At 45.9% G+C, this 22,332-nt stretch carries 18 protein-coding genes and 1 pseudogene; 16 read left to right on the forward strand and 3 right to left on the reverse strand.

Features of this window, described 5'->3' with window-relative positions; all coding sequences use genetic code 11:
* The first annotated feature begins 155 nt into the window (after positions 1–155).
* The 8 genes from FHS16_RS27665 (at position 156) to FHS16_RS27700 (ending at position 10,981) form a co-directional block, all read left to right on the forward strand.
* Positions 156–1,700 (forward strand): extracellular solute-binding protein, encoded by a 1,545-nt coding sequence (locus tag FHS16_RS27665; protein ID WP_183570349.1) that lies wholly within the window; start codon positions 156–158, stop codon positions 1,698–1,700.
* Positions 1,701–1,869: 169 nt separating this feature from the next.
* Positions 1,870–3,609, forward strand: a complete 1,740-nt coding sequence (locus FHS16_RS27670; RefSeq protein ID WP_246431998.1) for a response regulator — start codon at positions 1,870–1,872, stop codon at positions 3,607–3,609.
* Complete coding sequence (locus tag FHS16_RS27675; protein WP_183570351.1) at positions 3,602–5,494, forward strand: sensor histidine kinase; 1,893 nt, start codon at positions 3,602–3,604, stop codon at positions 5,492–5,494. Before FHS16_RS27670 ends, FHS16_RS27675 begins: the two co-directional genes overlap by 8 nt.
* A gap of 963 nt (positions 5,495–6,457) precedes the next feature.
* Positions 6,458–6,640, forward strand: a complete 183-nt coding sequence (locus tag FHS16_RS27680; protein WP_183570353.1) for a hypothetical protein — start codon at positions 6,458–6,460, stop codon at positions 6,638–6,640.
* Positions 6,641–7,009: 369 nt separating this feature from the next.
* Complete coding sequence (locus FHS16_RS27685) at positions 7,010–7,900, forward strand: AraC family transcriptional regulator (RefSeq protein ID WP_183570355.1); 891 nt, start codon at positions 7,010–7,012, stop codon at positions 7,898–7,900.
* Between the two features lie 100 nt (positions 7,901–8,000).
* Positions 8,001–9,053 (forward strand): linear amide C-N hydrolase, encoded by a 1,053-nt coding sequence (locus FHS16_RS27690; RefSeq protein WP_183570357.1) that lies wholly within the window; start codon positions 8,001–8,003, stop codon positions 9,051–9,053.
* Between the two features lie 537 nt (positions 9,054–9,590).
* Positions 9,591–10,367, forward strand: coding sequence for a DUF4145 domain-containing protein (locus FHS16_RS27695; protein ID WP_183570359.1), 777 nt, complete (start codon positions 9,591–9,593; stop codon positions 10,365–10,367).
* 380 nt (positions 10,368–10,747) lie between these two features.
* Positions 10,748–10,981: a hypothetical protein gene (locus FHS16_RS27700; protein ID WP_183570361.1), complete on the forward strand. Its 234-nt coding sequence runs from the start codon at positions 10,748–10,750 to the stop codon at positions 10,979–10,981.
* Between the two features lie 184 nt (positions 10,982–11,165).
* Here FHS16_RS27700 and FHS16_RS27705 read toward each other — a convergent pair whose 3' ends face one another.
* Complete coding sequence (locus FHS16_RS27705) at positions 11,166–12,287, reverse strand: NADH-dependent flavin oxidoreductase (RefSeq protein WP_183570363.1); 1,122 nt, start codon at positions 12,285–12,287, stop codon at positions 11,166–11,168.
* 66 nt (positions 12,288–12,353) lie between these two features.
* Positions 12,354–13,076, reverse strand: a complete 723-nt coding sequence (locus tag FHS16_RS27710) for a DsbA family oxidoreductase (protein ID WP_246431999.1) — start codon at positions 13,074–13,076, stop codon at positions 12,354–12,356.
* 233 nt (positions 13,077–13,309) lie between these two features.
* On the opposite strand from FHS16_RS27710, the gene FHS16_RS27715 reads away from it, so the two are divergent.
* The 8 genes and pseudogenes from FHS16_RS27715 to FHS16_RS27750 all read left to right on the forward strand — a co-directional run bounded on the left by FHS16_RS27715 (position 13,310) and on the right by FHS16_RS27750 (position 21,083).
* Positions 13,310–13,897 (forward strand): TetR/AcrR family transcriptional regulator, encoded by a 588-nt coding sequence (locus FHS16_RS27715; protein WP_183570365.1) that lies wholly within the window; start codon positions 13,310–13,312, stop codon positions 13,895–13,897.
* A 179-nt stretch (positions 13,898–14,076) separates the two neighbouring features.
* Positions 14,077–14,241 (forward strand): annotated as a pseudogene (locus tag FHS16_RS32050) (DinB family protein); the annotation flags it as partial.
* Between the two features lie 128 nt (positions 14,242–14,369).
* Positions 14,370–14,846, forward strand: a complete 477-nt coding sequence (locus FHS16_RS27725) for a UPF0158 family protein (protein ID WP_183570367.1) — start codon at positions 14,370–14,372, stop codon at positions 14,844–14,846.
* 628 nt (positions 14,847–15,474) lie between these two features.
* Positions 15,475–16,890, forward strand: coding sequence for an extracellular solute-binding protein (locus FHS16_RS27730; RefSeq protein ID WP_312891105.1), 1,416 nt, complete (start codon positions 15,475–15,477; stop codon positions 16,888–16,890).
* Between the two features lie 75 nt (positions 16,891–16,965).
* Complete coding sequence (locus FHS16_RS27735) at positions 16,966–17,838, forward strand: ABC transporter permease subunit (RefSeq protein ID WP_183570369.1); 873 nt, start codon at positions 16,966–16,968, stop codon at positions 17,836–17,838.
* A gap of 18 nt (positions 17,839–17,856) precedes the next feature.
* A complete protein-coding gene (locus tag FHS16_RS27740; RefSeq protein ID WP_183570371.1) occupies positions 17,857–18,711 on the forward strand; it encodes a carbohydrate ABC transporter permease in 855 nt (284 codons plus the stop codon).
* Between the two features lie 20 nt (positions 18,712–18,731).
* Positions 18,732–20,045 carry a CehA/McbA family metallohydrolase gene (locus tag FHS16_RS27745; protein WP_183570373.1) on the forward strand — a complete coding sequence of 438 codons (1,314 nt, stop codon included), beginning with the start codon at positions 18,732–18,734 and terminating at the stop codon, positions 20,043–20,045.
* Between the two features lie 3 nt (positions 20,046–20,048).
* Complete coding sequence (locus FHS16_RS27750) at positions 20,049–21,083, forward strand: LacI family DNA-binding transcriptional regulator (protein ID WP_183570375.1); 1,035 nt, start codon at positions 20,049–20,051, stop codon at positions 21,081–21,083.
* A 168-nt stretch (positions 21,084–21,251) separates the two neighbouring features.
* On the opposite strand, the gene FHS16_RS27755 is transcribed toward FHS16_RS27750, so the two are convergent.
* Positions 21,252–22,046: an alpha/beta fold hydrolase gene (locus tag FHS16_RS27755; protein WP_183570377.1), complete on the reverse strand. Its 795-nt coding sequence runs from the start codon at positions 22,044–22,046 to the stop codon at positions 21,252–21,254.
* Positions 22,047–22,332 lie beyond the last annotated feature (286 nt).

Consider the following 22,332-nt stretch of genomic DNA (forward strand, 5'->3'; position numbering starts at 1 on the left):
GGGCAAAACACATTCCGAGGGCATTAACTTTTCCAGCAGCTTCCTGCGCGATGAGCGTCAGGGCATGACTTCAGGTACCGGAGAATCGCCCGCCATCCGGAACGTTGATGGAAACTTAATGATATAGATTATACTAATTGCAGGAGGGTCTCATTATGCAAAAAGCTTACAAACTGATGTCCGTCATGGCTATGTCCGCGCTTCTGGTTACGACAATGGCCGCTTGTGCCGGCAACAACGGCAAGAACAACGAAGGATCCGGCAACGGAACGAACGGGGGAACCGAAGCGACGGCCAAGCCGGACGCGGAGAAGCCAGGCCTGAAAAGATTGAACGTATGGCAGAACGACGATTACAATGCATACCCGGTAGCCAAGCTGCTCGAAGAAAAAACGGGCTATAAAGTGCAATACGATATGCTGCCCCAAGACAAATGGGCGGAGAAGCTGAACCTGATCATGTCCTCGGGCGAAGCGTACGACATCGTCACTTCCTACAGCGACATGGCATTGTATTCGGATTACGCGCAGAAAGGCGCCCTTGTCGACCTGACGCCGCTTATCGAAGAATTCGGTCCAAACATCAAAGCGGCCATCAAGCCGGAATCGATGGAAGCGCTAAAGGTGAACGGTAAGCTGTATGCGATCCCGACAACCGTCACGTACGAAATCAACAGCTCCATCTTGATTCGCACGGATTGGCTCGACAAGCTGGGTCTGTCCATGCCGACGACGACCGATGAGCTGACGAACGTGCTGAAGCAATTCAAGGAGCAGGATCCGGGCGGCAACGGTGACCGTAACGTACCGCTTACGATCAAAGGCGACCAATCGATGATCGACAACCTCGTCGGCGCTTTCGGCATCGCCAATACATGGAACGACGTGGATGGCAAGCTGGTGTCGCGCGTTATGGATCCGGCTTACAAGGACTATGTCGCTTACGTAGGCAGCCTGTACGAGCAAGGGCTGATCGACCGCGAATTTGTAGCCAACAAAGACGCTACGGCGAAAGAGAAATTCGCGAGCGGCGTGGCCGGCGCCATCGTCGTTCACTGGGCGGACATTCCGGCCATCTCGGATTCTCTTACGAAGACAAAGCCGGAAGCTAAATTCGCTTTCATACCGGCGCTTAAAGGTCCGAACGGCGAAGCAGGCTTCGCGGCTAACGCGGGCTTCGACCGCCTGACGTACGTCCCGAAAGCATCGAATAATCCGGAAGAAGCCATCAAGTGGATCAACGCGAGTCTGGAGACGGAAACGTTCAAAAACATGGCGATCGGCGTCGAGGGCACGCACTATAATGTAGTAGACGGCGCTTACGAGCCAATCCAGCCGATCTTTACCGACGAGCGCAACCTGGCGAACAACTACATGGCTGGCACGGACGAAGAAAACTATCCGCAATACTGGCAGGCGCGCGTTCGCAAAAATCCGGTGATGTTCGAAGCGTTCAGCTTCCTGAACAACGAGACGGCGGCCGAAGCGAAAATCAAAAACGTGCTGGGTCTTGCTCCTTACATGCAGCAATACTCCAAAACGAATCAGCAACTGGGCACGATGGTTGGCGACTACACGGTTAAATTGATCGCGGGCGCCGAGTCCATCGAAGGACTTGCCGATTTCCAATCCAAGTTCATGTCCTCCGGCGGGGAAGCCGTATCGAAGGAAATTAACGACTGGTACGCGACGACCAAATAACGACAACAGGATAAGCGGCGGCGATCACTTGTGGCGCTCGCTGCTTTCTTGTACGATCTGCCCGCCGGTCATGACAAAACGATCGCGCCGCAATATTCCCCATTCTTGCTTCGCCCATAATTAAATGACAAAATGAAATGAAGAAGGAAGGCGTATCGGTCTACTTCCATTGCGAGATGGCGTATCCGTTCGCGATGCGGCAATCGACAAGGTGCATGCCGAGCTTGCGAAGCAAGACGCTAGACAAGAAGAAGGGAGATGGCGGGCGATGTATAAACTGCTTATCGTGGATGACGAGCCAACGGTTCGGGCGGGATTGCGTTCCTATTTCGATTGGGCTGCTTACGGGATCGATGTTGGGGGCGAAGCGGATGACGGGGATGTCGCGCTCGAGATGATCGCCCGCGATCGGCCCGATCTGATTCTGACGGATGTCCGGATGCCGAGCATGGACGGCATTACGATGTCGCAACGCATCTCGGAGGAATATCCGTCCATCAAGATCATTTTCGTCAGCGGGCACGACGACGCCGATTATCTCAAGTCGGCGATGAAGGTCAGCGCGGTCGACTATATATTCAAACCGGTTAATTTGCAGGAGCTGAGCACGGTCATTAAGCGCGTCGTCGCCGATCTGGACGCGGAGAGTTCCGAGCGGATTCATAAGCAGGAGCTGCTTGTTAAGCTGAAGGAAGGCATGCCGCTGCTGCGCGAGAAGTTTCTGCTCTCGATGATCGGTGAGGGGGCGCCGAAATCGGAGTTGGCCGAGCGGGTGTCGTTTCTGGGTTTGAATTTGCCCGTGAACGCCTCCTACTGGGTCATGGTCGTTTCCGTTGACGATCTTGCCGATGTCATGGCGAGCCGTTCCGAGCGCGACCGCCAGCTGTTATGGTATTCGGTGCTTAACATTTATCAGGAGCTGCTCGACGCCCATATGCGAGGTTACGTCTTCGAGCACCGGATCGGCGAATTCGTAGGCGTGCTGCAGGTGGCGGAGCCGGGCGGAGATTCCGCGACCGAAGCGGCGGAGGCGTTGTTCGCGCTCGCCGGCGATCTCAGGTCCAATTTGGAGCGTTGGCTCAAGATCGGCGCGACGATCGGCATTAGCGATTTGGCCGGCGGGTTGTCCGGACTGGCGCGGGCTTACAAGCAAGCTCGCGAGGCGGCCGATTATAAGTGGTATTTGGGCAAAAACCGCATCATCACGATGGATAGTCTCGAGGGCGCCGAGCCTGAGGACGGCGCCCTGCGACGATACGATTACGAGTTCAACGAAAAGCTGATTTCCGCGCTTAAGGCGGACGACGAAGTCAAAGTTGGCGAGGCCGTGGAGTCGATTTTCGCCAGCTTGTCTTACAGCAGGCCGGATGGCTTAAAGTACGGTCGCAATCTATGCTTGCAGTTGGTCCTTGCGATCGGTCAGCTTCTCATGGAGCTTGGCACGGGGGATCCCGAGCTGGAAGCCATGGAAGCGGAACTGACGGAAGCGTTGTACGAGAAGGAGACGCTAAGGGATATGCGAAGGTTGATCGAATCGTATTTGGCCACCGTCGGCGAACGCATCCGGGAGAAACGGACGGGCAAGGTCGCCAACGTCGTGGAGCGAGTGCGCGCGTATATCGAGCTGAACTACGCCAATGGCGGACTCACTGTAGCCGATATCGGCAAAGCGGTGTATTTGTCCTCCACGTACGTTAGTCTATTGTTCAAGCAGGAGACGGGGCAGACGGTCGGCGAATATTTGACCCAAGTGCGCGTGGACAAGGCCAAAGTGCTGCTGCTCGATCCGCAATACAAGTTCTACGATATTTGTTACGCGATCGGCTATACCGATCCCAGCTACTTTACGAAGCTGTTCAAAAAAGTGACTGGCGCCACGCCTAGTGCATACAGGGACTCCCATGGGTAAAGTCCGGGAAACCGCTCTGCGCTTATTATCGCCGCTGCGCCAGACAGCGGCGATTCGTCGTTTCTCGATCCCGCGGGCTTGGCTGATCGCATATCTGCTGCTCATCGTGCTTCCGGCGGGCATTTTTTTGTACGGTTATTACTCGCGTTCCGCGGATATTCTGAGGAACGAGGTCGTCCGGACGATGCAGCAAGCGCTCAAGCAAGCCGGGAGCAATCTCTCCTACCGGCTCGAGCGCATCGAAGATATAAGCGACGCCGCGTTCATGAACGCCAACCTGCATTCGTACTTATCGATTAATTCGAGCGATCAATCCATTGGCACGCAGATCAAGGTCATCGAAGATTTGCGTTATTTGGTGGAGACGGTGCAGTCGAATTCCGACGTGTACCACATGCGGCTGTTTGTGGATAAATCCAAGCTGTACGCGGAAGAACGAATCAATTTCTTCACGCTGGATAGCTTGATGGTCAGGCCGTGGTTCCATTCCATCATCGAGGGCAACGGCGGTATCGTATGGACGGGCGTCTATAAGGAATCTTATCTCGGAGGGAACGACGAGACGATCATGTCCGCCGCGCGCATGCTGAGAGATCCGGGTGATTACGACAAAGTGTCGGGCGTGCTCATGATCGACGTCCGGCAGGACATCGTTTCCAAGATTCTCTCCGAGCTGCAGTTCTCTCCGGGTATGGCGGTTTATCTTGTTGCGCAGGACGGTACAATCGTGTATCATCCCGACGCCTCGCTGATCGGCAAGGCAGTTGATCCGCATCTTCGGGATGCTCTGAATGGCGAGGCCGAAGGGACGAAGTCGTTAACGCTAAACGACGAGAAAAGCGACGTGCTGTTTACGACGCTTGCGCCTACGGGTTGGAAGCTGGTCGCCCAGGGACCGGAATCCCAGCTGTCGCCCGCTACGCAGCGGTTGACGAAACGGTCGGAGTGGCGCTCGCTGATTGAGTATATCGCGTTGTTCCTGATTTTGCCGTTTGTCCTGTTAGCGATTATCGTGCGGGGGATGAACAGGCGCGTCAACCATGTCATCACCGTCATTCGCAAGGAAGGCAAGGAGGGGAGGGATGCGATTGACGGCCTGCAAGAGCTGCCGGCAGTTAATGGAGACTTCCATATGTTGGAGCGAAGCGTCGACCATCTCATCCTAAGGGTGCGAACGCTCGTCGAAGAGAATTACACCGCCGAGATTCGCGAGCGCGAAGCTCAGCTGTCGGCGTTGCAGGCGCAGATCAATCCGCATTTCCTGTATAACACGCTGGATACGATTAACTGGATCGCGATCGGCAAGGGCGCGACCGACATTAGCATGATGATCGATAGTTTAGCGAAGTATTTCCGCCTGAGTCTCAATAAAGGCAACACGATCGTCAGCGTGACGGACGAGCTGCGTCTTGCCGAGGTGTATCTCGAAATTCAGCAGAGCCGTTTCCTCGGCTCGTTCGAATTCAAGGTGGAGGTTGGCGAGGAATTGGAGGCGTATCGGATGCCTAAGCTCATTCTGCAGCCGATTGTCGAGAATGCTTTGCTGCACGGCATCCGCAAGGCGAAGGATCGTAAGGGACTGATCGATATTGCGGTGGAGCTGGACCAAGGCGATCTCGTATTCGTGATATCGGACAACGGCATCGGCATGGAAGAGGAGCTGTCTCGTCGTCTGCTGACGGAGGAGCGGGTCGGTCCCGGCGATCATACAGGCAACGGAAGCTCCTACGGATTGTTTAACGTAAACGAGCGGATCAAGCTATATTCCGGCGAAGGGTATGGCCTTAGCATCTCTTCTCGGCTCGGCGTGGGCACTTCCGTCACGGTCCGGATGAAAGCGGTGCTTGCGGCCTCCCGGAATTCAGCCGATAATGAGGCTGAATAGCTCGCTATTATTGGGAATCGCAGGCATCGCGGGAAGACGATTGCCGAGACGGCTTCGTTGAACGGGACGCGATATCGGAGCTTGATCGGGAGAGGTAAGTAATACGACGATGCAAAGAAACAAGTCACCGCTTTGCAGTTACAATAGGACATAACAAAAGAGAGCTGCAGTTACAACTCTCTCCTCCAAGCCCTCCTCATTCTCCACTTTTCTCCATCGGGCGTTTCGACCCTTTGTAACTGGCAAGCACTTTCCTTTGCGTACGCGCTTTGGTTAATAGCGATTAAATATGCCAATACTGCAGATACCGGTGTTCTATTGGTTAAAGGGGAAGTGCGACAGCATTTCCTCTTATTTTACCAGGAAGACTGACAAGAATATGGTCCAAACGGGGGGAATTAGTATTTTATGACGCAGTTTGCTTGGAGGAACATAAAACCGCCCCTGAAAGAGGACAGTGAAATTGGTGATAACACCTGAACCGATAGAGTTGCAATACATAAAACGACTAAGTGACGAAGAGAATACTCTGATCGAAGCGCTACGAACAATCCATATGCCTCCTGTAGCTGCTTTGCTGCTGGTTAGAAACGAACTGAAAGGACCGTTGGAAAACGGGACGATGGCAGAGATTCTGGACGGGTTCTTGGCGAGGCATACAGAAGGAGATGTCAGGTGACATGACAAGAATATATACGCTTAAGAAGCCGTAGATGGAGTACAAAGACGCAATCTACATAATGAAAGAAACGCCTCTCTAGGGAGGCGTTTCTTATTTCCATGTCTAATTGTCTTCCGGATATCGTTATTATTCAACGGGCAGCATCCCTATTATGAAGATATACGAGGTGTAATTGTAATGGAAGATATAAGTATCCAGAGAATTACTTTGAACACTACGTAGCTAGTTTTTCTAGCACAGGACAAACACCAGATAAAATTGGATTCGAGAATTTAGCAAGGTTGTACATAGATATTGAAGGCTCAGACACGTTTTCAGAATTGATAAAAGAAATTCAGTTAATTAAGGAAAATAATGATTGGTCTTACTTTGATGAAATAGCTAGAGATTTTGAAGTTAAAGATTTATCTACTAATAAACTAAAGGAAATGGCCGATGTAGCAATAACATATGAAAATGACTAAGTTGGGATTTAGTATAACTGGACGTTAGCTGCATTAATCTGGTTGCTAAACAAAAGTTAAAGCTATTGGAAACATAGAACTGCTAATAGTTCAAGTAGAAGTGTTTTAGTCCTTTAGAAGAAGCCTCTTTATACTGAGAACGTACTGAGAAAAAATTCTGTATATAAAGGGGGCGAGACCCCTCGCCTCCACCATGTAAATCCACAACCGCAAGAGGTTGTGGATTTTTGCTATTTCCTCGACTCTACACTGTGATTGAAGCATATGTCTAATGTATGATTAATTTACCATTCATGAGATTTCGATGCACTCATGACTAGTATAATCCGATATGATCACTGCAAATCACTATGCGAAGGGGGGGTGCTGTTGGATTACTTTCAAGCCATTCAGAGATTTGTTGATTATATGGAAGATCATCTTGATGAGGAAGTAGATATGGATGAAGCGGTGAGAAGATCCCATATATCCAAGTTTCACTTTTACCGATTGTTTAAAGCGATTATTGGTATAACCGTTCACGAATACATAAAAAGAAGAAAACTTAGTAAGTCAGCAGAGCATCTTCGTAACACCAACGATGACATCTTAATGACAGCAGTAAAGTATGGCTTTAATTCTCAAGAAGTATTTACACGCAATTTCAAGAAGCTATTTCACTATCCCCCTGGTAAGTTCCGAAGCATGAATGAGTTTAACTGGCAATCAAGCAGGACGAACAAAATTAATATAGATGCTCTTAAGCTGCGAATAAAGAATTTTAGCGGAAAAATCGTAGTTCATGAAGAGGTTGAGATCATAAAAGATTTAAGGCTGGTGGGCATTGAAAGAGTAACCAACGATAATAACAGCTTCACAGTGATTGATGCAATGGAGCATTTTATACGAGATGCTGAGCGAATACTAAACATTGTGAATGAAACCGTATATCGCGTTTGCTATGATATTGATCAGTCAGAAGAGATTGCTCAATATAAAGAGTTAATTGCTGTGGAGGTTACGGATCACTCTGACGTGCCGTTAGGAATGACAGCGAAGTGTATTGAATACGCAAAGGTGGTTACCTATACCCATAAAGGTATGCTATTTACAGGTACAGAAGAGAAAATTATTAATACTTATCAGTTCCTATATAGTTATCGGATCCCTTATTTAGAGTACGAACTAACCAATGAGTTATTGCTTGAAAGGTATGGCGCAGATTTTAAGGGGCCGTATCAAGAAGACTCAAAAATGGAGATTTCATTTTCAATTCGATAATAAAAATAAAAGTAGCAATAAGAATCAAAAGATAAGATGAGCGTTCTGGTATTTTTAAGTTAACGAGAAGTTAGCTTAGTAATCTAGGGAGCTTATTTTATTGGAGGGATTGTTTATGTGTACTACTTTTGCGCTTCAAAATAAGGTATCCATTCTGCTGGGACAAAACTATGATTTTTATTATGGGCATGGCTTAATTGTAGTAAGTAAGAGAGACCTGCTGAAGGATTCTCTTAAGGAAGAAGGAAAAAAAGGAGTAACGTGGACATCTAAATACGGAAGTGTTACCTTCACGCAGTTTGGGCGTGAGTTACCGATGAGTGGATTGAACGAAAAAGGCTTGGCTATTGCTATGATGTATCATGAAGATGGGCAATACCCGGGAGAAGACAACAGACCTGTTCTAAACGAGCTGCAATGGATTCAATATCAGTTAGACCAGTATGCTTCGGTAGAAGAAGTGGTCAATCATCTAGATAACATACGATTAGAAAAATCAATGTATGAGCTGCACTATATGGTCTCAGATGCTTCAGGACATACCGTCATCATTGAATTTGTAGCTGGAAAGCTACAGGTGATCAAGGATGCACAGTACTTTACGGTAACGAATACCAGCTTTGATAAGTCACTACAACATGCAAATCAATTCAAAGAAACCTCTGTATCTAAGCTGTCGAAGCGAGTAAATTCTTTGGACCGGTTCACACTTGCCTATCGCTTAGTGGAGAATAAGAGTCTAAGGTATGCATCTTCGCAAATTCCGATCGAGGAGGCATTTGCTGTATTAGGAGAAGTTTCGGTAAAACCCTCTCTCGGAAGCATCTGGAGATGGGTTGGGAACAAGATTCCGCCTACCTTTACGTATTGGAGTATTGTGTTTGATATGAAGAACTTAACGATTCATTATCGTGATTATCGGAATAAGGCCATACGCTCAATTGAACTGAAAAACTTTAACTTCTCTAAAGTTGAACCCGTATTATCCTTGCAACTGGATAATCAACTAAGGGGTGGAATAGAATCTAATTTCAAACCTTATACCGCTCAAGATAATGAACGAATTATCCGATTAAGCTATAAACCGATTACCGAAATTTTTCCGATAGAAGATCAGTTAGAGCTAGCTAAATATCCCGATACATTCAAGTAAGAGCGTATAAACATTGGTAGTACAAACGGGAATAGAGAGTGAAGAGATGTGGATTTACCAAGCCGCGTCTCGCCTCCACCAAACCATGAAAAACCCGACCTCGTGTGAACTGCACCCTAATTGTTAGACACCATCTAACATTGGAGGTGCAGTTCAACGCGGTCAGGCTTTTGTTATGTCTTGAGAAAGTAGACATTTTCTAGACATCTTTATATAAGCATGAAACCTGAGAGTGAAATTAGTAGACAAAATGTCTAGCGGTGATAAGTGAATTGAATGGTACGAAGAAGTAAAAATGCAGACAGACAAGTCAGTTGTAATAGTTACACCCTGTTAGTGACCATAAAAATAGTTGATAATAGTCATACGATATAATGAGCCAGGAAAAATAAAAGGAATAAGGGGCGATGCTGATAAGCGGAATTTTAGCGGTGAGATATAATTAATTTTTGCCGAATAGCTTTGAATAGTTAACAAAATTATAAAGATATTATGAAGATCGATTATATATGATTTAGTTTTATAAGGAGCGAAATTATGGAGATGAACATGCCTTTAATATCCCCACTATCAAGGAAATATTATCTTTATGCGGGTGAAACAAAAGAAAGAATACATCATAGAGCAATAGATATCAGAATGTGTTTAGAATATATATGCGACGAGATAGTCATTCAGTTTGTATCACCTGAAACTAACAATAAGTGGAATAAGTATAAGTTGCATAACAAAATTGAAGCTACTAAAGAGTTTATGGACAGTGTAGTAGTTGATAAAGTTTTGAAAGCAAAAGGAATAGGTAATAAAGGAGCACATGAAGGTGAAGAAGGAGCTTACACATCTCAAGATATTGATGATTCTCTTGAAGCTATAAAGCAATTCTCTTTAGAGATATTTTATTCCTATTTTTTGAAAAATGGGTTTGGAGATAATGAAAAGAGATCGTGGGTTCCTACTGTGTTTAGCACACTTCCGCCTATTTATAGAGTTACAATTTTATGCAAGTATTATAAATATAATCAGTCTCCGTTTGTTATTGATAAATTGTCTAAAGCATATTTAAAAAGTGGAATGAAAAAGGAAGCTATCGACTTTTTAGAAAATTGTTTTAAGAAAAAAGAAATTGTTGAAAATCAATTTGTAATTCTAAAGTATGATTTGGATTTGTTAGAACAAAGTTTTGATAGATTGCCTATAGCTGACACTTTAGAAGTTTCAAAGGATAATTTTAATAGATTAATACTGTCTATTAATGAAGACGAAAGGGATGTTTTCGTTTGCTTAGTGTCTACGATACTAAATGGAGAATCTTAAATCCCAAGTTGCTACTCGTATTGCGCATTGGATAGAGCGCATACCGCATCTCCATGGGTACATGAAAGAGATCTGCACAGCTTCTGAATTAATAGTCCTGGGGTCGCACCCTAAGATTCAAGATTACTGGAGTGAAATTAAGCACCGGAATGGACAGCTAGGATATGGGATATTTTCGCTGAAGTGAGGAAAGAAATACACGAGAATCGGATACTCTCCTCTTGCAGAGGACGGCACAGCCGTTTCTTCTTGTAGAAGGTCCAAGGAAAGTTGCGAGAGCAGAAATTATTAAAGTTTTAGGTTTTCATTTAAATGCGAAGTTATTACGCTAACGGTGGACGTTAGCTGAAACAAAGAATTCTGTTAATGAGCAGGAAAGAATGATGTGGTTGGTTCAGAAACCAGCTGATTTGGAAAAATTAGTCGGCGAGATTGAAATTGATTTAGATGACACGTTTACACATATAGATGTTTCAACAGGTGAGGTGATTACATTAACAAGAGAAGAAGTTCGAGCTGCTGAAGATAAGCTGCCGCTTGGACACTTCCACAAATGCCAAAAAGAGAACATTGAAAGGGCTATTTGCATACTCGAGGATGAGCACGGGTTATGAAAAATAAGCAGTAGACGGACTCCAATATAAGACCTGCCGCAGCCTTAGACCGAAAAGACAGGTCCTCGACTGCCGCAGGTATATTGAACTATCGTTCCCGTTTCAAGCACATAATATGCGAAAAAATTCCATGCACCTCCTGTCGATTGGAGAATGCACTAACATGTGGGTTCAGTCAGGACCCTTAAACAACCGGGAACCATCCAGATACGTTAAGAAGCATGTTCCACAATGCATCCGGTATGACCAGATCTTTTTGAGCCGTTCTTGGCAGGGTTGTTCTGATCTCGTTTTCTTGATCGTTCAGAACCTTTTCAATCCATTTCGGTTCCATAATGATGGCATGCGCTAGAGCTAATAAAGGTACCCCAGTGTTTAGAGCCTCATTAACATCTTCCGGTGAAGATAATCCGCCAACCCCGATAACGGGTACACGGTGGCCTGCCCGTTCTTGGATGAGCAGAACACGTGATTTCGTATCCGTCTCATCCCGCATTGATCCATCCCAAAAACCTCTTACGGAAACATGGATGTAGTCCAGCTTCTGCTGAGCCAAAACGTCTACCAATTCAAGCGTGTCCTCCATGGTTATACCCGAGTTTTCTCTTTCTTCAGGCGAAACTCTATATCCGACAATGAACGGATCTCTCGCATGCTCAGCAACTGCCTGTTTTACGCTGTCGATTATGGCGAGAGGAAATGTCATTCTTTTTTCTAACGTACCTCCCCACTGATCAGATCGGCGGTTAGAATGAGGGGAAAAGAATTGCTGAACCAGGTACGTATTTGAGCCTTGAATCTCCACACCATCAAAGCCTGCTTCGATTGCTCTGCGGGTTGCTTCTCCAAAGGCTTTAATCACATCCTTGATATCTTCTTCCGTCATTTCTCTTGGAACAACTGAACCCGGGCGTTCTGAGGCCACAGCACTTGGACTTATCGGCTGCTTGCCACCTGTTAGCTCAGGCGAAGCCATTCTCCCCGCATGGTAAATCTGTAAAATTGCTTTAGCCCCTTGTCTTTGAATCGTACCTGACAGTTTGTTCAGTCCAGGTATTAAAGAGTCATCATATACGCCAATTTCGTTAACAAAAGACTTCCCTTCTGGCGAAACATGACTGCTCGCTGTAATAACCGCACCTACTCCGCCTGACCGCGCACGATAGTAATCTAATTCTTGCTCTGACACGCCACCATCCTCATGAGAGGAAGAGTTGGTCATCGGCGCCATCAACACGCGGTTCTTAAGCTGTACTCCCGAAGGGAAAGTAAATGGTTCAACTATGGGTTTATAAGCAGGATTCATGTTTTGTTGTCTCCTTTAAATTAGTTTGGTACCTCTCCATTAGATGCCTCTGTTTCACAATTCAAGTTAAATCTTGCAAACTCCGTCCCCGCAGAGGCCGCCCTCAGAATCGCCAGTTGAACCTAAGTCAATCATCTGCAAAGGATGTTCTTCTCTCCACACTTGTTCAAGCAGTTCCAGGAACACGCCGCTTGGCCTTACCCCGGATACAGCGTACTTATCATTGAAGATATAGAAAGGAGTGCCTGTTATCCCTAGTCTGGACCCAAGATGCCGCTCTTTCTTTACTGTATCCTTGTATTTATCACTGGATAGCATATCAAGAACCTCTTGTGCATGAAGGCCGCTCTCGCCCGCAAGCCTGGCAAGTGTTTCATGATCGCCTATATCCGTCGAATCGGTAAAATAAGCTTTATAAACCTGAGTCATCCACTCTCCTGCTTTATTATGTTCTTGCGCATAAACGGCCACACGGAGAGCATCTGACGTATTTGATGGAATCATTGTGTCGAGATTATAGGTAAGGCCAATATCTTTGGCCATCTTGACTACTGATTTATTTCCTTCCCTCACATACTCAGTGGACATCCCTCCGCCATGAACTTCGGCTGTCCAGCTGTAATAATCTTTGCCGGTGTTGCTCGGAGCATTCGGGAATAGCTGGAACGGTCTGTAGACGAGTTCTACTTCAGCCTTATGTTCAAACTGTTCAAGGGCTATTTCCAAATTTGTTTTGCCTATATAGCACAACGGGCACATGACATCTGACCAGACCTCTATTTTCATCATTCCTTCGCCTCTTTCTCTGATTGGAAATAACTCTACATGTATGAATGCTTCCAATCCATTTAATCAACAATGTTTGAATAGTTAACAACAGTTGATTAATTAACATGTATTGATTTATATTATAAAGACTCGCAACAGAATCTCAATCGCTAAAAAACCGACTTTTGTCAACTAATCAACATATGATTTAAATTTGTTCATAATCATCCGAGGACGGACGGTGAGCCACCATCATGCCTAAAGTAGACAGAAGAATAATGAAGACGAGGGAAGCAATCAATAACGCTCTAATTGAGTTAATGTCTGAGAAGAGCTTTGAAAACATTACGATCAACGACATCTCGGAAAAAGCAAATCTTAACAGGGGGACGCTTTATCTCCACTATACGGACAAATATGACTTACTCGACAAATGCATAAAGAATCATTTGAGTCATATGCTGGAGTTTTGCACGTTATCAAAGCCTGGGGAGGAAAGATTGGATGTTATTAATTCACCGCTGCTGATGTTTCAGTATTTTGAACAACACTATTTGTTTTATTTCTCCATGCTAAGCAATAAAGGCATAACTTGTTTCCAGGAGCAGTTGATTCTAATGGTCAAAAATGGAATTATTGAGCGATTGAAGACCGAAGAAGATAACCATGGGGATAACAAAGAGGTTGTCGTTCAATATATGGCATCTGCCTTCGTCGGAGTCGTGGAATGGTGGATTAAAAATAAAATGCCCCTTTCTCCACAAATGATGGCGCAACAATTACGGGACATCTTTGAAAAAATAATGCCCTCGTCAGTGATTACTGGATCCCGGGGGGAATAATACGAGAATTGAACAACTAGTAGACAAAAACTTGATATCATTCGCGATAGCGCGGATCGATTACTCAACCATCGCCACATGTGAACGATGGTTTTTTATGCGACGGATTGTAATATGAAGTGCGACACCTAGAAAAACAAAAGGCCCATGAAGGCTTTGTCTAACAACTCGCGGATGCCGACTATGCGAACCAGAGCGGCGTTCCGTTCCGAACGTCCGTCCGGGACACCCTATTGCAGGTCCTCTTACATGGGCAATATCACCGAGGACAGATCAACCGGGCACTTCGGATCGAATCGACAGAGCCTGTCCAAGTCGATTACATTATATTCACGAGGCTCTAACGGGGCTTAATAATCACCATTACTCGGAATGGGAGTTGCATTTTTAAAAGCAGCTCCTCTTTGATTTATTCCGGTTATTTGAATAAACTGTTTTGTAGAAGGAATTTAGATGAAAGGACTAATGCGAAATGAAGAGAAAAGCAACGGTAAAATTAGATGATCTAATTACTGAGATTGAAATTCAAATGGATGAGACCCATACATATATAAACACCCAGACAGGAGAAGTTATAACATTATCGAGAGAAGAGATGAGAGCGGCAGAAGATGAAGAGCTACTTGAAAATTATCCGGATTGGCAACGAGAGAACATTGAACAAGCAATAAAGATTATAGAGGATGAAGACGAGACATACCTCGATTTCACATTAAGAAACGAGTTCCATGAGTATGAAATAGTAGAAGCATTTATCGAGACATTAGATAAAGCAGAGGTTCGAGAAAAATTGTTTGGAGCTATTCAAGGAAGAGGGGCATTTAGAAGATTTAAAGATGGAATCATTGAGCATGACGCCGAAAAACAATGGTATCAGTTCAAAGAAAAAAAGGTGAAGGAATTAGTTATTGAATGGTGTAAAGAGAAGAATCTTGTAGTAGAGGAATGAAGTGTTATTTGTTGGGAGGACCTGATGGTTTTCACTCCCATGTCATAATGGGTCAGTGCCTCTCATTCCTTCGTTACGCCAATCGAAGGGGTGGAGGCCGGTCTTGCTAACGGTTAGGGTCGGTACCCTTTGGTTTAATGAATCCGGTACTCCGTGCTTTCTTGAAATCCTGAGAATAAGCCAATACTCGTACAACCGCGAGGTTGAGTCCGGCATGCCGCAGCAACGTATTTCCGTGAACAAATCCGCTTAAATCCCCAGCCCCACCTAAAATACCGCCTCTGACCGACATGTTCCGCAAAAGCATTATTTTAATGCCATTCAAAAGTTGACCGTTCAGCTAACGTGCAAAGCTCCTGCATGAGGTGGAATGTACGGTTAAATGTTGAATGACCCAGTCAGTCGATCCTCTTTTCAATATCTTTACTTGTTCATGATGTTCCCTTAATAAACAGCAGGTAGTATAAGGCTAGTAGATTTAAAGGTCGCGTTTGCCTCCTCATTAAACCGGTTTAATGAATGAACGCTGATCGTGAAGAGGCTGGACTCCGAGTAAGGAATTTAGCACGAATCTAAGTTTCATAAATAAACGCCTATTTATCAAAACATCATCGGGAGGTTTTTAGCTGTGAATAAAAAGGGTTTATCTACACTCGTCTTCGGGTTGTTGACACTTAGTCTCGTCCTTTCAGCATGTGGAACTAATCAAACCAATAATGCTGCAACACCTGCATCAGACAACGGAGCTAAGGGAGATGAGGCTCCGGTGAAGGAGCTTCGCATTATGGCCGGAGTAGTCGGCGGCAAAACGCCGGAGGAAACAGAGCTCTTCGAGAAAGAAATTGAACGGCTTACTGGAATTAAAGTGGATATCAATAAGCCAGCTTCCGACTATGATACAAAGCTGACCGCAGCTATTTCCTCGGGTGAGAAATATGATTTGCTGCAAATTAGCAAAGAAAAGATGAACATTTTTATTGAACAAGGCATTTTGACGCCTCTAACAGATTTTGTAGAAGGCTCTGAGGTGTTGTCCGATATTCCATCGAATGAATGGGAGCAAGTAAAAACGAAGGATGGACAAATTTACGGTGTGTTCAGCAAGTTTCAAGGCGGCACAATGCCCATTGTCAGACAAGACTGGCTGGACAAGCTGAAGCTCAAAGCACCAACGACACTTGATGAATTTTACACTGTGCTGAAAGCATTTAAAGAACAGGACCCTGATGGCAATGGAAAAGCCGATACCTATGGTCTTTCTACCGCGGGGCTATATGAGATTCAGGGATTTATGAGCGCTGCGGGCCTTAAGCAAAGATACGTGATGGAAGGCGATAAACGTGTAATCCCTTATGCTACGGAAGCTGCGGTACCGGTATATGAGTGGTTTGCAAAGATTTATAAAGAGGGTATTCTAGATCCGAACTTTGCAACCAATGATTCAGGTAAAATGCGGGATTTGTTCCTTACCGACCGTGTAGGGATGGTCACTTATTGGGATGCGTGGGTAGGGCTGTTTAACAATACAAGGCTGCAAGAGGATCCGAATACGACCTTCCAAGCAAAAGGCATTCCAGGACCTGCTGGTCCGGATGGCACTATCCTGCTCCGTCGCGGCGATCCAGACGTATGGGTAATTCCAGTGAATGCGGAGCATCCCGAGACAGCTAAACAATTTATGGATTGGTGGCATACAGAACCCGGAATTATTCTTGGAAGCCTTGGTATTGAAGGCGAAGATTATAGCGTTAACGACGGCAAGTATGAGCTGACTGAAACAGGTAAAGATCATGGCATGGATCACGGCGTACCATTCTGGTACAACCAAAATGTGAAGCCTCCTTTCGGTAATCTTCCTGGCGTTGATGATGCCCAAAAAATTATAGTCGAGCATGCCACAGTGGAATTAACCCCTCCGGGCTGGACCGATGCAGAGAAAATATTAAACAATTATGCGATCAAAGCCATGACAGGCGAAATGCCTGCGGCAGAAGCCGTACAGAAGATGCATAATGAGCTGAAAGCAGCCAATTTAATCGACTGATAAATGATAGGAGTATGGTTAAGTTGACATGCTCCTGTTTCATTCAGGTATACAGCAAAGGCGGTGCATGACAGCATGAACGTAATCAAACGGTACTCGACCCTTTATCTAATGATGCTGCCGATCCTTCTTTATTTCATTATTTTCACTTATTACCCGCTGCTTCGCGGTTTAATTATGAGTTTCCAACAGTTTCGTTTAATTGGAGACACACCCTTTATCGGGTTAGACAACTACTTGAAAGTGTTGAGAGACCCCTTCTTCTATGATGTTCTCAAGAACACGCTCCAAATTGGCGGCGGCATCTTAATCGTTGGATTTGTTGCGCCCATAGTAATGGCTCTTCTGCTGAACGAGATTGCTCAGAGAAAATTTAAAAAAATTATTCAAATGGTTATTTATTTGCCTCATCTTTTCTCATGGGTCGTCATCGGCGGTATTTGGATCTTTATGCTATCTCCGGATGGCGGGGTAGTGAACGAGATTTTACTGGCTCTGGGCAACGACCGTCCCATTCACTTTCTATCCTCGGAGGCCTATGCCAAATGGGTCATGATTTTCTCGGCATCGTGGAAGGAAATGGGCTATATTTGTATTTTGTTTCTAGCCTCCATCGTCTCGATCAATCCATCTTTATTTGAAGCGGCGCGCATTGACGGTGCCAACCGTTGGCAGCTTGTTCGTCGTATTACGCTGCCAGCCTTGTATTCAACGATGAAGGTTGTCTTATTGCTGAATATGATGAGTATCCTTCGTATGTTTGACCAAATCTTTATTATGAGAAACCCGGCTATCGCCAAATATGTGGATGTGATTATGGTTTATACCTATGAGAAGGGGATCATGGAATTTAATATGGGTGTGGCTACTGCCGCAAGCTTTATCGTGATTGGGATGACCTTTATCCTCACCTTGCTGACTAGAATAGTAATTCGATATGACAATTAGAGAGGTGGACCTGTAGGCATGCATAAAAGCATATCGAGTAAAATATTCGACGTTGTCAATATCGTGTTTCTATTGCTCATCGTCGTCTCGATGATTATCCCTTTTCTTAATGTAGCAGCGCTGTCGTTCTCTTCCAACTTAGCTTCTATGTCTTCTTCGATCATCCTTTGGCCGAAGGAATTCAGCATAGAGGGCTATAAAACGGTTTGGGATCGATTAGATTTATGGCTGCCCTTTTTGAATAGCAGCATCGTTACGGTTGTGGGTACTGTTATGCACGTGTTGCTTAGTGCAACTGCTGCATATGTGCTCATTCAGCCGGGCTTGCCAGGCAAAAGGTTCCTTGTATCCTCTATTCTTTTGACGATGATGGTTCCGCATGAAGCAATCATGATCCCTTTGTATATTGTGAATAAGGATTTAGGTTTGATAAACAGTTTGTACGCGCTCATTATTTCGGGTGTTGTTTCTGGATTCAGCATCTTATTGCTGCGGAATTTCTTTCAGCAGGTTCCCTATGAAATGTCGGAGTCGGCGAAAATTGACGGTGCTGGGGAGCTGAGAATTTTTCTAACGATGTATCTGCCTCTTGCTAAGGCAGGGCTTGCTACAGTCACTTTGTTTGAATTCGTAAGCCGCTGGAATCAATTCATGGCTGCTCTATTATTTATCAACGACCAAAGCAAATATACGCTGCAGCTTGCGCTGAAAGCATTGATTATCGATACGGACTCGACGTCCAGCAATTTCCTAATGACAACCAACGTTAGAATGGCGGGCGTGGTAATTGCCCTTATTCCGCTGCTGCTCATCTATCCTTATGTGCAAAAGTATTTTGTCAAAGGAATCATGGTTGGCGCAAACAAAGAATAGCTAGAAGGGACTGTGAGACAATGGCCAAAGAAGAAGTGGTTATCCAGTACGCCATAGATCGCCTTGTTACACATGGAGAGGAAAAGCAGTACATTGAAATTCCTTTCGATATGCCTGAGCATGCCATGGAGATTTATGTGAAGCTGGAAGTAACCCCCTTAGGCGAGGCAGGCGCAACAATTGATTTGGGACTTAAAGGACCGATAAGAATGCGGGGCTGGAGCGGCGGAGCAAGAACGGAGTTTTTTGTGAGCAGGAGAGAGGCAACGCCTGGCTATCTTCCAGGAGAGCTGGATGCTGGTCAGTGGGCGGTACTAATCGGTGCATATCGAATTCCTCAAGAGGGCTGCCAAGTTAGCATTCACATCCAAATCAAAGTGGATCAACCTCGATGGCTTAAGGGAGACCTGCATACGCATACGGTGCATAGTGATGGCAGCTACACGCTGGAAGAAGCTGTTCACATTATGGAAGATTTGGGCTGTGATTTTATCGCAACCACGGATCACAACACGGTGAGTCAAAATTTCGCGCACCCCAACAATACGGAAGTCGTTCTCATTCCAGGTGTTGAGCTTACGACCAACTTCGGCCATGCCAATTTCCTTGGGGCAGTTGATCCAATCGCTGATTTCCGAGCTACACGCTTGGAGCATGTTTATCAATATTTTCATGAGGCGAGAGGCAACGGTGCAAACATCGTTTTAAACCATACGCACTGCGATTATTGTCCGTGGGAATGGGGTTTCAATGTCGATTATGATTGGATTGAGGTGTGGAATGGGCCTTGGACTTCAAGAAACCGTCGAGCCTTGGATTGGTGGCATGAACAGCTTACGCTGGGTAGACGTATCGTAGCCATTGGCGGCAGTGACACGCATCGCCCGGACCCTTGGGTCAAACATGCTATGCCGGCTACCTCGGTTTTTGCCGCCTCTCGGACTGTGAGCGGGATATTGGAGGGGATCGATAAAGGCCATGTCTTTATAAGCTGTTCTCCGCAAGGTCCAACGATCGAGATGCATATTGGATCATCAATGATAGGCGATATTGTAACGATAGATGAAGAAACTCTACTCAACACGTCAATAAAGGCAGTAAGCACGTTAAGGCAATTGAAAAAAGGCGACAGGATAAAAATCATTTCGAGCTTGGGTGTCGAGGAAGAGATCATTGCTGAGGAATCTGGACAACTGTCTCACGACTGGCCGGTTTTGAACCGAATATTCTATCGTATTGAGATATGGCGTTATTCTGAAGAGATGGACAGCATGTTATTGGCTGCAATGAGCAATCCAATCTATCTAAAAATGAATGGAATGCGAAAGGAATAAGTCATGAGCAAAATAGATGATGTGGCTAAGTTGGCCAACGTCTCCAAAGGAACGGTGTCTAATGTATTTAGCCGTAAACGCCCCATTAGCGCAGCAGTAGCCGAGAGAGTGCTGGAAGCATCCAAACAATTGAACTATATTCCGAATCATATTGCCCGAAGCTTGGCAACGAAACAAACAATGACCATCGGATTGCATATCCCGTTTGTTAATCATATCTTTTTTAATAGCTTCCAGACTCACATAATTAGTGGAATAACCTCTCATGCGGCAACGAGAAACTATCGCATTTTACTGGATACGATTTCTCAGCAGGACTTGGACCTTCCGAATCATTCCAGTCTGCCGATGGATGGCGCAGTTATTATTGATCCTACGAAGGAGGATGAGCGAATTAAACTGCTTCATGGGGTTAATATGCCTTTTGTTGTGATTGGGAAGCCGTCCAATTCGGACATAGAAGAATTCACATATGTCGATAACGACAATGTGCAGATCGGATATGATACATGTAAATATTTGATTGAAAAAGGGCATAAGCATATTATGTTCCTCAACGCGCCTGAGGCGATGACTGTTTCTGTAGATCGGAAAAAGGGCTTTGAAAAGGCATTTGAGGAACATCATGTTGAGCAGCAGAGTTACTTCCACCATTTTAAACCGAGCTTAAAACAAGAATCCGTTGATTTTGGCTATAATAAGACGCTGGAGATGCTAGGGGATCTCCAATTAAAGGTGACGGCGATTATTGCGGATGATGATCAATTAGCAATGGGGGTGCTTCGGGCACTATCTGCTTTAAAGCTGGCGGTTCCTGAAGAAATGTCTTTAATTGTTATTAGCGGCGATCCGTCTATAGCACAGAAAACAGAGCCGTTATTGACGACGATGGACTTGCGGCCGTTCTACTTGGGGGAAATGGCTGTTAATATGCTGTTCAGAAAGTTGAATATTGCGAAAGGCACCGTTTCGAATGAGACTATCGTACAAGCCAGCATTATTGAAAAGGGCTCTTGCCGCAGTATAATTGCGAATTAGAAAGAAATGGGTGCGAGATGCCCCATGGAACGGTACAATCTAAGTGGTCTTTTCGTATCCCGATCATGGATTAGGCTTAAAGCGGGAATGACCGAGAACGACCGACAGGCAGCCGGCTTCTCGCCAGCTGCCTGTCGTCGTGCTATTACGGTTCCGGCGGCGAGGCGCTCATTGCGGCGCAGTCCCGACGAACTCCTGCATCAGCTGATTGAACTTGTCGCGTTCGTCGTAGAACGAGCCGTGGCCGCTGTACATGAACGGCACGAGCCGCGAATGGGTAATTTTTCGATGCATCTCCTCCGCCTGGCTGAACGGAATGACCTTGTCATGAATGCCATGCACGATCAGCGTCGGCACCTGGATGCGAGACAGGTCCGCATTCAAATCAAAGTCCCGTAGCATGACGATGATCGCTGCCGTCGACCAGCCGGCGGCTTGCATGCCCATCTGATTGAACCAGTCCGAGAATGGCTTTGTAATGTACCGGAAGAAGAAAATGTTCGTCACGCCGAGCATCATGTTCGCCCGGTCGTTCAACGTTTGCTTCAGCAAATCTGCGGCCGTCTCCTTGGTGAAGCCGCGCGGCGCCGCCGCATCGATCAGTACGAGCTGGGATACGCCGCCGCCATTGTACCGCACGATGTATTTGATCGCAATCGCGCCTCCGGTCGAATGTCCGGCGAGCACGAAATCTTTCAACTGCAGTGTATCGACGACGGCGCGGATATCGTCCGCAAGCCGCTCTAAATTATAGCCGTCGTAGGGTCGGTCTGACTTGCCGAAGCCACGCCAGTCGATGCCAATGCAGCGGTAGCCCATACCCGGCAGCACGTCGTACTGATATTCGAACTGGTCATGGCTGAGCGGCCAGCCATGAAGAAACACGATCGTCTTGCTTCCTGCCGGGTTGATATCCTCTACATAGAGATTTACCCCCGGCTCTACTGTTACATAGTATCCCACCGTCATTGCCTCCGCGAATCAAAATCCTATCCCGATAAGATACGCGCTCAGCGCCTAAACGTGAATGTGACCGTCGTGTCGAAACGGTAGGATGCTTTTATCTATTTCGACGAGACGCACGCTCTTGCTCCGTTGTCTCTTGAAACCTCCCACACCTACTAAAAAATAGCTGAAGAAGTGGTCCACTGCTTTCGCAACCGTTGTCAGCAGCAAATAAAGTATTAGACTGGATGGCTTATTCCACACGGCTTTTCGAATTGTACTATCGTCAGACTTCACAACATAT

The organism is Paenibacillus endophyticus, from assembly GCF_014192395.1.
In the GTDB taxonomy this organism is placed as follows: domain Bacteria; phylum Bacillota; class Bacilli; order Paenibacillales; family Paenibacillaceae; genus Pristimantibacillus; species Pristimantibacillus endophyticus.

Coding starts and splice junctions, on each gene's coding strand:
- FHS16_RS27665 (WP_183570349.1), top strand. CDS start 156: ATGCAAAAAGCTTACAAACTGATGTCCGTCATGGCTATGTCCGCGCTT.
- FHS16_RS27675 (WP_183570351.1), top strand. CDS start 3,602: ATGGGTAAAGTCCGGGAAACCGCTCTGCGCTTATTATCGCCGCTGCGC.
- FHS16_RS27695 (WP_183570359.1), top strand. CDS start 9,591: ATGGAGATGAACATGCCTTTAATATCCCCACTATCAAGGAAATATTAT.
- FHS16_RS27700 (WP_183570361.1), top strand. CDS start 10,748: ATGATGTGGTTGGTTCAGAAACCAGCTGATTTGGAAAAATTAGTCGGC.
- FHS16_RS27705 (WP_183570363.1), bottom strand. CDS start 12,287: ATGAATCCTGCTTATAAACCCATAGTTGAACCATTTACTTTCCCTTCG.
- FHS16_RS27710 (WP_246431999.1), bottom strand. CDS start 13,076: ATGATGAAAATAGAGGTCTGGTCAGATGTCATGTGCCCGTTGTGCTAT.
- FHS16_RS27715 (WP_183570365.1), top strand. CDS start 13,310: ATGCCTAAAGTAGACAGAAGAATAATGAAGACGAGGGAAGCAATCAAT.
- FHS16_RS27725 (WP_183570367.1), top strand. CDS start 14,370: ATGAAGAGAAAAGCAACGGTAAAATTAGATGATCTAATTACTGAGATT.
- FHS16_RS27735 (WP_183570369.1), top strand. CDS start 16,966: ATGAACGTAATCAAACGGTACTCGACCCTTTATCTAATGATGCTGCCG.
- FHS16_RS27740 (WP_183570371.1), top strand. CDS start 17,857: ATGCATAAAAGCATATCGAGTAAAATATTCGACGTTGTCAATATCGTG.
- FHS16_RS27745 (WP_183570373.1), top strand. CDS start 18,732: ATGGCCAAAGAAGAAGTGGTTATCCAGTACGCCATAGATCGCCTTGTT.
- FHS16_RS27750 (WP_183570375.1), top strand. CDS start 20,049: ATGAGCAAAATAGATGATGTGGCTAAGTTGGCCAACGTCTCCAAAGGA.